Genomic DNA, 11192 nt, shown 5'->3' on the forward strand with positions numbered 1-11192 from the left:
GGAGGGCATTGTCTTTGACCCCTTCTCCCCACACGGGGAGAAGGGTTTTGCGGACTAGAGCGTTTCCGTTTTTCACGGAAACGCGGAAACGCTCTAAGTTTTTGTTTTCGCAGCATTTTTGTAACGCCAAATGATTCCACTTGGCTACAAAATGCTCTATCTCCGTGCCCCGGGGGGCTTACATGCGCAATCCATACAGTGAAATTTTCCAGGCGCCCGGCGCCAAGGCGTTTTCCGCGGCCGGCTTCCTGGCCCGCATGCCGCTTTCGATGATCACGGGAGCACCTCAAGGTTTGTGACACGGACAGCGGTAAGCTGAACAGGTAGCGAACAGGGCGGCTCAGGCCACCTTGGCTCCGGGTCCGCCGGCGATGTTGAGTGCGCGGTAGCCGTCTTGATCGAGCTCGGCAGCGGCGTTTTGCCAGAGGTAATCGCCGGTCAGGCTGATGTGTCGCCAGCCTAGCGGGGCTACATGGGCGAGCAGCTCGTCGGGCGCGGGCTCGCCGCTGGCGCGCAGATGCTCGACGGCGCGGCCCATGTAAAGCGTGTTCCAGTACACGATCGCGGCGGTGACCAGCGTCAGCCCGGACGCTTTCAGCGCCTGGTTCTCGAACTGCGGATCGCGCAGGCGGCCCTGTTTGTGGACGAACACGGCTTGGGCGAGCGTGTGACGCGCCTCGCCCTTGTTGAGCCCAGCCTGACACTGCTGGCGGAGCGCCCTGGATTCTAGCCAGTCGAGCGTGAACAGGGTGCGCTCGATCCGGCCCAGCTCCTGGAGCGCGAAGTCGAGCCGGTTCTGGCGACGGTACGCGGCCAGCTTCTTCAGCATGACCGACGGTAGCACCACGCCGGCCTTCACGGACGCGGCGAGCCGGACGATCTCGTCCCAGCTTTCGCGGATGGCAGCGATGTTGAACGGGCGCCCGATCAGCTTCGCGAGCGCCTCGGGGCGGGCCGTGCCCGGGAACAGGCCGAGCCGGCGATCGGCTAGATCGCGCAGGCGGGGCACGAACCGGAAGCCGAGTAGGTGCGCGAGCGCGAACACGTGGTCGGACGCGCCGCCCGTATCGGCATAGTGGGTCGCGGGTTCGATGCCGCAGCCGTGCGCGACCAGCCCGTCCAGCACATAGGGCGCCTCCGCCGCGGTCGCCGAGATCAGCCGGACATGGTAGGGCGCGTAGGTATCGGCGACATGGGCGTAGATCTTCTGCCCCGGCTCCCGGTCGTAGCGCGCGTTGGTGCTGCCGGCCGCGCCCCGCCTGCCCGAGCGGAAGAACTGCCCGTCCGAGCTCGACGCGGTGCCGTCGCCCCACACGCGCGTGAGCGGCAGCGCGGCTTGCGCGTCCACCAGATGGCGCAGCCCTGCCGCGTAATTCTCTTCCGATACGTACCAGCCATGCGTCCAGGCGAGCTGGGCGTAGGTGACGCCCTGGCTGGCGTTGGCCATGCGCTCGATGCCGAGGTTCGTCGCGTCTGCCAGGATCGCGGCGAGCACGGCCTGCGGGTTGGAGTGGGCGCGGCCCGAGCGCAGTTCCGGAAATGCGCACAGGAACCCGGTGCGGGCTTCCACCTCGGCGAGCAGCTCGGTGATGCGCACGCGGGGCATGAGCCGGTCGACGGCCGCGTCCAGCCTGTCGGCCGCAGCGGGCGTTACGGCCGCGAGCGGGCTGACCCTGAGGTTACCGCCCCGCAGCTCCACGCCGTCGAGCGTGCCGCGCTTCAGCGAGCCTGCGAACCGGCGCAACCGCCAGTCGAGCAGCCTGGCGCGCCCCTCCAAGTAGCGGCCGACGTCGGTGTCGAACGGCAGCGTGAGCGCGATCTCGGCCGCTTTGCCGGGCGGGAGCATATAGCTGTCGAAGCGCAGGTGTTCGCGCGTACCCTCCACCCACAGGTCGCCCGATTGGAGCCGCTCGCGCACGGTCGCGACCGTGGCGGTTTCGTAGCGACGGCGGTCGATGACGCCGCCCTCGGTGATCGCCGCCTTCCATTTTCTGGAAAACGGCATGGGCGCATCGGCCGGTACGTCTCGCCGCCCGGTCGCGTTCAGCGCGCGCACGACCTTGATCGCGCCGAGCACGCCGTCGCGCGAGCCTGCCGCCTTGAACCGGAACGCGTCAAAAAACGCGGGCGCGTAGCGCCGCATCGTCATGTAGCGCCCCGCCGCGCGGATCAGCGGCTCGTCGCGAGTCAGGTCGGCGATCGCGGTCGCCTCGCTCTCGGCGTCCAGAAGCCTCGTCCAGCCCACCCCGTCGTCGAGCGCCGCCCAGACGTCCAACCCGTCCTCGCGCGCGACCCGGAGTGCGCCGACCGTGGCGCCCAGCAGCCGCATGAGCCGGTTCACGTCGCGTGTGGTCGCCTCGATGCCGCGCTTCTGCGCGGCCCTGGCCCTGGCGAACAGGAGGCCGGTCTGCTTGCCGAACATCTCGATCGCGGCGTCCGCGAGCCGCGCTTCCAGGTCGATGACGGCTGCGGCGAGTGTCGCGCGCCTTCTGCGGAGCGAGTAGTCGGACAGGAGGAACGCGGGCGCGACGTGGCCTTCGCGCACGAGCTGCTCGAAGCGGTGCTCGTGGATGCGGCCGGCCATGCCCGGGTCGAGCCCGAGCCGGCGCACGTGCGCGAGCCGGGCGAGAATGCCGGCGAGATTGCGCGCGGTCGGGCTGTCCGACGTGTCGCGCAGCCACGCGAGCGGCGTCGTGCTGCGATCCTGGTCCACGATCAGCAACGCATCCAGCCCCGTCACCTGCTCCGGAGCAAGCGCATCGACCAGCGTGTCGGCCGCGAGGCGGCGCGCCATGGCGCGCCCCGCCACCCCGATCCGCTCGATACGGGCGGGCGCGGGCAGAACGATCCGGGCAGCACGCAAATGGCCCAGCACTGCCGCGGCGATCGGCTTGCCCCGTTCGGTCGCTTCCGCCGCGCGGGTGGCTGCGCCGAGCGCGCCGGGGACGTCGGCCGCCTCGAACGCGCGCAGGCGCAAACGCTCCATCGCCTCCCAGGCGTGTTCGAGCCGGGTCTGGGCGCGATGCGCGTAGCCCTCGAACGCTGTGGGCGCGATGTCGAGTTGCGCGGCCAGGTGCCGGATCAGAAAATCGGGGACGACATCGTCGTGGCGTATGCCGAGTGATACCAGTCGTAGAGGTTAACGGTCGGATCGCAATGCGGCGCGTTGAGCGAGACGATCGCGTCCAGCGCCGGAAGCTCGCCGGCCGGATGAACCAGCGCGCCCTGCTCGTCGCCCATGAAGAAATAGACCGTTCCCTCCGCCGCGCCGCCAGCGATCAGCGGCGGCTTGGCATCGGTCGCCATCGACTTGATGCCGGCGTCCACCGTCACCAGCCCCGGCGAATTGGCGCTGATGACGCGGGTGTCGATCAGCAGCGAGGTCTCGAATGGCACCTCACCTTCCTCCGGCGTGAGCGCGCAGACGTGATACTGGTCGTCCATGAAGACATAGGAGCCGACCTGAAGCTCGGTGAACAGGCCAAGCGTCGCGTCGATGCGGTGCGTGCCGGTGCCGCCGCCGGAGACGATCGGCGGTTTGCCCCCCGCCGCCTCCAGCGCGGCGATGACAGTGCGGAGATAGTCGGCGCGGTCGTGCATTGCCGCCTCCCGCTCCGCGAAGCTCTCGATATGCTGCTGCGAGCCGCAATAATATTGCACGCCGCCGTAACGCAGCGCCGGCTCCGCGACGATCGCGCGATACAATTCCACCGCCGCTTCCGGGCTGGCGACGCCGGTGCGGTGGATGCCGGGATCAACGTCGATCAACAAGGTCAGCGGCCGACCATCGCGCGCCGTCACCGCCGCCGCGATGGCGCGCGCGCCGACCGGATTGTCGGCGACGCACATCAACCCCCCGGCCCGCTCGTTGAGCGCAACCAGTCGCTCAATCCCCGGCGCGGAGAGGATCGGCGAGGTAATCAATATCCCTTCGATCCCGCTGTCCGCCAGCGCCTCCGCCTCGCCCAACTTGGCGCAGCATTGCCCCAGCGCGCCGGCGGCGATCTGGCGGCGGGCGATGGCGGCGCTCTTGTGCGTCTTGGCATGCGGGCGCAGGTTCAGCCCGTTGGCGGCGGCGAAATCGGCCATGCGCGCGATATTGCGGTCGAGCGCGTCCTGATCGACCACCAGCACCGGCGTGTTGAGATCGCGCCGCGATCCCTGACGGCCGACCAGATGGCGGTGGAGTTCCTCGTCGGTCATGGCCCTTGCCTCCTTCAGATGCCGAACAGCCGCGCCAGATCGGCGTTGACGAACTTGCCCGCTGGATCGACCTCCGCGCGCACCTTCAGGAAATCGCCCGTCCGCGGATAGAGCGCATGGACGTCCTCCGCGCGCAAGGTGTGGCGCTTGGCCCAGTGCGGCCGCCCGTTCGCGCCGCGCAGCACCGGCTCGATCTCGGCGAACAGGTCGCGCCACGGCATCCGTGCATATTGGTGGAAGGAGATCGACGAGCCGGGCCCGCGATTGAACGGGGACATCCAGATATCGTCCTCCGCCACCAGCCGGAACTCGAACGGAAAGGCGACCGGCAGCTTCTTGCGGCGGATATAGGCGACCGCCTCCAGCAGGGTCGGCATCCCGTCCGCGCGGGGCAGCTCATATTCCATTTCCTCGAAGCGGATCGTGCGGTCGCCGGGGAAGATCTGCCACGCGGGGCCGACGCGGCGCGACGGCTTGCTGCTCAGCCGCATCATCAGCCGTTGCAGCGAAGGGATGAGGAAATTCGCCTTGCGGCTCAACTCGCAGGCGATGCGGAACGGGCGCTCGTCGATATCGGTCGAACGCGGCATCACCCCCTCACCCGCCACCGGCTGGAGGCTCTTGAAGATCACCGTGTCGGCATAGGGGAAGACGAAGAATTCGAAGTGGCGCGTGGCGGCGGCCAGTTCCTGCCAGCGTTCCGCCATCTCGCCGAGCGGGCGCGCCTCGACCCGTTCCTCCAGATAATAGGCCGGCAGCACGTTGATGCGGATGCGCGTCGCCACGCCGAACAGCCCGAGCGAGATGCGTTGCGCCTGAAACAGATCGGGGTTGGTCTGCGCGTCGCAGATCACCAGCGAGCCGTCCGCCAGCATCAGCTCGAACGCGAGCACCTGCGTCGAGAGACTGCCGAGATCCTTGCCGGTGCCGTGGGTGCCGGTAGCGGTGGCGCCGGCCAGCGATTGCGGGTTCACGTCACCCTGGTTGATGAGCGACAGACCCTCGCTCCACAACGCCTCGGTCAGCCGCGCGAGGCTCCAGCCGGCGGGCACCCACGCGCTGGCGCGGTCGGCGGCGATCTCGACTGGCGCGGCATAGTCGCTCATGTCGATCAGCGTGCCGCCCGTCTCGCACAGCGGCATGAAGGAATGGCCCGCGCCGCGCACCCGCACCTTCGACGCGGCGAGGATGGCGGCGCGCAACTCCGCCTCGTCGCGCGGCTTCACGATCGTCTGCGGCTGCGCGTTCACGCTCCCCGACCAGTTATGCCACTCCATTCGCCCAGTTCTCCGTTGCCCGGCCTAGCTGAAGGTCGCGAAATAATGCGCGAACAGCAGGCACACTTCCCTGTTGATGATATCGGCGTCGCGGTCCGGCTCCTCGACCACCATCTCGATCGCGGCATAGCTCAGCTCGATCGTCATCCGCGTCACCACCTCGAGCCGTCGCGGATCGGTGGCGGGATAGAGCGCGCGCATGTGCTTGAAGAAATGCGCCGCCACCACGTCGCGCGAACGGAAGCGGATGTCCTGCAACACCGGCACTGCGCGCAACGCGCGGCCGATCGCCAGGCCACCCGGAAAATCGCGCTGGATATCCACCATCCGTTCGTGGATCGCCAGCGACTTAGCGAGCCGCTCCTCGAACGTCGCGCCGGCGAGACCGCCGGCATCGGCCCAAGCGATCACCTCGTCGTCCTGCGCGCGCATCAGCCGGTCGCCGAGTTCCTTCAGCACCGCATATTTGTTCGGGAAATATCGATAGAGCGCGGGCGGCGAGAGACCCGCCGCCTCACAGATCAGGTTGGTGGTGAGCTGCTCGAACCCGATGCGCCCGAGCAACTGGCCGGCGGTTTCGAGGATCAGCTCGAACGTGTCCTGCGCGCGCGCCTGCCGGGGGCGCAGCTTGGTGGCCAACGCCGGCTTCCTGGCGCGCGGGCGGCGGGCGCGAACGGGGGTTGCGGTATCAGTCATGCGGCGCGCGTGAGGATTACGGCGCGACGAGTCAAATGGACCGCGAGCACGATCGCGATCGCCACCGCCATCGCACCCGCGCCGAGCATCGCGCAGCCGCGCACGTCGCCGTCGCTCACCACCAGCGAGGCGAGCAGCGGCCCGGCGCTGCATCCCAGCAATGCCGCGCCCGAGCCGAGCACGGCGGCGCGGCGCGTCGGGTCTGCCTCGATCGCGAAGGGGGTGAGCAGCGGAGCGGAGAACATCCACAGCCCGCCGAACATTGCCGAGCCGGCGAGGAACACCCCCTGCCCCGGCAGCCGCGCGAACAGCAGCATCAGCGCCGCCATCGCCACCTGCGAGGCGAGCAACGCCGGCAGCCAGCGCATCCGCCCGGCGAGCAATGTCGCAAGCGTGCCGCCCGCCACCTGCGCCGCCAGCGACAGCGACAGCGCGAGATCGGCGGTGCCGGCGGGATGCCCGGCCTGGCGGGACAGCGGCTCGACATAAATCCACACCGCCAGGATCGCGGCGTTGAAGCAGAACGCCCCCGCCAGCGCCGTCAGTCCGCGCGGCGATGGCAGGCCGCTCGGCTCGTCGACGGCGACCGGCAGCGGCTCGAACGCGCGCGGCACCGCGAAGCCCGCGAGCGCCGCGGCGAGGCTCATCGCCGCCAGCACCGCGAAGCCACCGTCGGCGCCATAGGGACGCACGATCCACGGCCCGAGCGTCGCGACGACGACGAACTGTGCCAGCGTCTGCACGGTCAGATAGATCGCCGACCAACGTTCCGGACGCGGCGCGCGGACGATCATCGCGGTCATCAGCCAGATCAGCGCGCCGCTCGGCACGCCGTTCAGTCCCCGCACCACGACCAGCGCCCAGCCGTCGCACCACATGGTCGCGGCGTTGAGCAGCGCCATCAACAGCCCGCACGCGATCGTCAGCGGGCGGAGCCGGCGCGTGCCGGCCAGCGCCCCGGTCAGCCCGGCGGCGAGGCCCATGGTGAGCAGCTCGATCATCCCGGCCTGCCCGATCTGCGCCGCGCTCAGCCGCCCGGCATGTTCGAGCGCGCCGAGCAGCAGCGGCCCGACGCCCGCGAACATGATGCCGGTGACGCCGGCGAACAATGTTGCCGCCATCTCGATCGCGGAGGGCCGTGGACCGAGCCACGCGCGCGCCTCCGCGCGGGCCCCGCCGCTCATGTCAATAACGCGCCTTCAGATACAGGCCATAGGTGCGCGGCGGGCCGACGCTGAACACGTCGAAGCCGAGCGTCGGGATCGGCGTCATGTCCGAGATATTGGTCTCGTTGAAGACGTTCTTGCCCCAAACGCCGATCTCCAGCCGATCCCGCGCGACACGGATGCCAAGCCGCGCATCGACGAAGGCGCGCGCCTGATCGGTCAGCCTGACGTCGTTCGACGTATCGAAGAACACCTTGCTGCGGAACGACAGGCTGGTGTTGGCGACGAGCGTGCCCAGCGGCGTCTCATGCTGCCAGTCGACCGCCCCTTGCACGCTGACCTTCGGCGCGGACGGCAGGGTGTTGCCCGAATAGTCGTTCCCGGCCGACTTGAAATCGCGATAGGTGGCGTTGAGATAGGCGCCGTTGAGCGACACCGTCAGCCCGCGCGTCGGCGTCGCCTGAAGCTCCAACTCGCCGCCATAGATCCGCGCGGCCGAGGCGTTGGTGAAGAGCTGCCGCGTGATCGCCCCGTCTGGCACGGTCGTATAGACCTGCAAATTCTTGTAATCGTAATAAAAGGCCGAGATGTTGGCGCGCAGGGTGCGGCCGAGCAACTCGGTCTTTGCCCCCACCTCGTAAGCATTGACGGTTTCATCCTTATACGGCCCGATATCGGCGATATTGCCGGTCTGCCCGCTGAAGAAGCCGCCGCTCTTCGCACCGCGATTGTAGTTCGCATAGATGTTCGCGGCCGGCGACAGGCGATATTGCAGGCCGACCTTGCCGGTGACGGAATCGAACGTCTTGGCATTGTCGTAGGTAAAGATCGGCACCAGCCCGTTCGCCGCCTCGCTGACGTAGTGGAAATCCTTGTGGTCGGCCGAATAGCGCAGCCCGCCGGTGAGCGTCAGCTTGTCGGTCACGTCATAGTCGAGCTGGGCAAACGCCGCATAGCTGTCGACCTTCTGGATCAGCGGCCAGCCGAACAACCCGATGCCGTCGACCAGATCAGTTCCGGTGGGATTCTCCGGCGATACCAGTTCCTCCTGCACCAACGGCAGAACATTATAGGCCGAATTGTTGTTGAGATAATCGTGCGCGTAATAAGCGCCGATCACATAGCGCAACGGGGTGTGACCGTTCGACTGCAGCCGCAACTCCTGGCTGAACGTATTCTGCCGCGCGATGTAGCTGGCGGTGATCGTCGGGATCGGGCTGGCGTCGGTATCCTCCTGATCGTTGCGGCTGGCGTGCTGATAGCCCGTCACCGACACGATCGACGCCGCGCCGAGGTCGATGGTCAACGTGTTCGAGACGGTGAGCAGGTTGACCCTGTCCTTCCCCTCGAAACTGTAGTCGCCCTGATAGAGGTTCTTGCTCGGATTCGTGTATCCCATGAGCGTAGCGCATTGATCGGTGCCATAGGCGGCCGGAGGGCAGAAGCTGGTCGGGTCGCTGGCGGAAAGAAGCGGACGATTGTACGCCCAGATCGACCCGCCGGTGGAGCGGCCGGTGCTGACCACCAGATTATCGGTGACGTTGGCGCTCGGCGTGAAATGCACCGTGCCGCGAAGCGCCCAGCGATTCGTGTTGTTGCCGTAATGGCCCGTCAGGCGGTTGAGGGTGTAGCCATCGTCGCGTTGGTAGAGGCCCGCAATGCGCACCGAGAGCTTGTCGGCGATCAGCGGAATGCTCGCGCCGCCCTGCACGTTGACCGAGTTGAACCGGCCATATTCGGCGGAGAGATCGGCCTCCGGCTCATTGCCGGGCAGCTTGCCGGTGACGTTGATCGCGCCGCCGGTCGTGTTGCGGCCGTAGAGCGTGCCCTGCGGCCCGCGCAGTACCTCCACCTGTTGCAGGTCGAAGAAGGCCAGCCGCTGCGCCAGCGGCGAGGCGACGTACACGCCGTCGGCATAGATGCCGACCGCGCTGTTCGTCGCCGGGTTGAAATCGTTGACGCCGACGCCGCGGATGAAGATGCGCGGGTTGGCGCCGTTGTCGTCGGATTTGATCTGAAGCCCGGGCGCCTGATTGGACAGGTCGACGAGATCGAGCGTGCGGCGGTTCTGGATCGTCTCCGCCGTGATTGCCGTCACTGCGATCGGCACGTCCTGCAACCGCTCGCTGCGCTTCTGCGCGGTGACGATCACATCCTGCACCTGCGCCGCGCCCGAATTGGCGGCCGTCTGATCCGCCTCCTGCGCGGCGGCGGATTGAGCGACGGCCAGCGCCGCCAGCGAGATGGTGATTCCAAACGTCCGTTTCATTGCGAACGGTCCTCCCCGTGAATTTTTTTGCTCCTAAACGATAGCAATAAATACTCTTTTGGCAATGCGGCTTAGGTAATTGATATTACATGATATGATCTAGAAATGATGCGAGATATCGCCTCTGGCGATAGTAAAAATTACCGATGCAGTGATCCGAAAGAGCGCGAGTCGCATCACCGCATGACGCGCGCGAACGCTGAGCGGATCATCGAGAGGAGGTGGAGTCCAATTGAAGGAATTTTATTACAAATAATCAAGTAGATAAGATATAGCGGCTTTGTATCAGGCCCCCATTTAGGCCCGCAACTGCCGCGGATACCCGTGCCATAAATCTCAATCGGGGGCTTTCGTGCCATGCAAAACGACTAGGCCGCGTCGCGCCGCTATTCGGGTCGGCCTCTACCACCGGCTGGCTATGCCGCCTTTCTGATCGCTTCGGGGTGTGCCAGGGCACACAGCCTGAATCTGGTTCCCACGCGTGGGAGTGGTCAAGAATCGGGTCACGACATTACGAGACCTGCGAACTCGCCGCTCTCACGCCACATCTTCAAAAGTTTGAAGAACGCGACTGACCCCTTTCCGTACGACGAGTAGCTCGCCGCAAGCGGGTTCGGCTTGCCGCCCTCGCCGTTATAATAGCCCGGCGTGCATTCCTCGAGAAACTTCCGGCGGTCCAGCACGGCGTCGAGTATCTGCTGCGTCCAGGCTTCCTCCGCCTCGATGGTCGGTTCGATCCGCGTCTTCTGCTGCTCGGTCGCGGCGGCGATGATGTGCGCGGCCTGGGTAGCCTGCTCGGCGAGCGCGTGCGGGTAGTTCGCCGTGAATCCCGACTGGATCGTCGAGAAGATGAAGCAGTTCGGGAAGTCGTGGCTCATCAGGCCGTGGAGCGTGCGCGCGCCGGCCTTCGCCCACTTCTCCTCCAGCGTGGTCCCCCCGCGGCCGTGAATCTGGTAACCGGCGCGCCGGGCATAGCTCGTGCCGACCTCGAAACCGGTCGCGAAGATGAGGCAATCGAGCCGATACTCCTTGCCGGCCGCCACGACGCCCCGTTCGGTGATCCGGTCGACGCCGCGCCCGTTCGTGTCGACGAGGTGGACGTTGGGCCGGTTGAAGGTCGCCAGATAGTCGTCGTGAAAGCAGGGGCGCTTGCAGAACTGGTTGTAATAGGGCTTGAGCGCCTCGGCAGTTCCCTTGTCGGCGATCACGCTGTCGACGCGGTGGCGGATCGATTCCATCTTCTGGAAATCGGCGAGCTGGACCAGCTCCCCCGGATCGACGTTCGTGCCCTCGGCCGCCTTGTTCGCGCGCATCCGCGCGATCACGCCGAGGTTGCGGATGATGTCGGTCCAGCCGTCCGCGACAAGATCCTCCTCCGCCCAGCCGCCCGAGACCAGGGTATTGAAATTCTCCATCCGGTATTGGTGCCAGCCCGGCTCGAGCGACTTCGCCCAATCGGGGTCGGTCGGGCGATCACCCCGCACGTCGATCGACGAGGGCGTGCGCTGGAAGACATGGAGTTCCTTCGCCCCGGCGCCGAGATGGGGCACCGCCTGCACCGCGGTGGCGCCGGTGCCGATG

The 11192-nt window shown here is 66.9% G+C and carries 5 protein-coding genes and 2 pseudogenes; all 7 read right to left on the reverse strand.

Annotated elements, in window-relative coordinates; all coding sequences use genetic code 11:
- Window positions 1-340: 340 nt before the first annotated feature.
- Window positions 341-3136: pseudogene (locus V7Q48_RS17900) on the reverse strand (Tn3 family transposase); the annotation flags it as partial.
- The gene (locus tag V7Q48_RS17905; RefSeq protein WP_277280862.1) at window positions 3082-4203 is read right to left on the reverse strand and encodes a DSD1 family PLP-dependent enzyme; all 1122 of its coding nucleotides are present in this window, start codon (window positions 4201-4203) and stop codon (window positions 3082-3084) included. The gene V7Q48_RS17905 and the pseudogene V7Q48_RS17900, both read right to left, overlap by 55 nt.
- A gap of 14 nt (window positions 4204-4217) precedes the next feature.
- Window positions 4218-5480, reverse strand: coding sequence for a D-arabinono-1,4-lactone oxidase (locus V7Q48_RS17910; protein ID WP_277280864.1), 1263 nt, complete (start codon window positions 5478-5480; stop codon window positions 4218-4220).
- Between the two features lie 24 nt (window positions 5481-5504).
- Window positions 5505-6176: a TetR/AcrR family transcriptional regulator gene (locus V7Q48_RS17915; protein ID WP_333840555.1), complete on the reverse strand. Its 672-nt coding sequence runs from the start codon at window positions 6174-6176 to the stop codon at window positions 5505-5507.
- Complete coding sequence (locus V7Q48_RS17920; RefSeq protein WP_277280867.1) at window positions 6173-7360, reverse strand: MFS transporter; 1188 nt, start codon at window positions 7358-7360, stop codon at window positions 6173-6175. Before V7Q48_RS17920 ends, V7Q48_RS17915 begins: the two co-directional genes overlap by 4 nt.
- A 1-nt stretch (window position 7361) precedes the next feature.
- Window positions 7362-9611 (reverse strand): TonB-dependent receptor, encoded by a 2250-nt coding sequence (locus V7Q48_RS17925; protein WP_333840558.1) that lies wholly within the window; start codon window positions 9609-9611, stop codon window positions 7362-7364.
- A gap of 503 nt (window positions 9612-10114) precedes the next feature.
- Window positions 10115-11192: pseudogene (locus V7Q48_RS17930) on the reverse strand (monooxygenase); the annotation flags it as partial.

The sequence above is a fragment of the Novosphingobium sp. genome (genome assembly GCF_036803765.1).
Classification (GTDB): Bacteria; Pseudomonadota; Alphaproteobacteria; order Sphingomonadales; family Sphingomonadaceae; genus Novosphingobium.

What these genes read in the sequence shown, in the direction of transcription:
- V7Q48_RS17905 (WP_277280862.1), bottom strand. Translation starts at nt 4,203, where the DNA reads ATGACCGACGAGGAACTCCACCGCCATCTGGTCGGCCGTCAGGGATCG.
- V7Q48_RS17910 (WP_277280864.1), bottom strand. Translation starts at nt 5,480, where the DNA reads ATGGAGTGGCATAACTGGTCGGGGAGCGTGAACGCGCAGCCGCAGACG.
- V7Q48_RS17915 (WP_333840555.1), bottom strand. Translation starts at nt 6,176, where the DNA reads ATGACTGATACCGCAACCCCCGTTCGCGCCCGCCGCCCGCGCGCCAGG.
- V7Q48_RS17920 (WP_277280867.1), bottom strand. Translation starts at nt 7,360, where the DNA reads ATGAGCGGCGGGGCCCGCGCGGAGGCGCGCGCGTGGCTCGGTCCACGG.
- V7Q48_RS17925 (WP_333840558.1), bottom strand. Translation starts at nt 9,611, where the DNA reads ATGAAACGGACGTTTGGAATCACCATCTCGCTGGCGGCGCTGGCCGTC.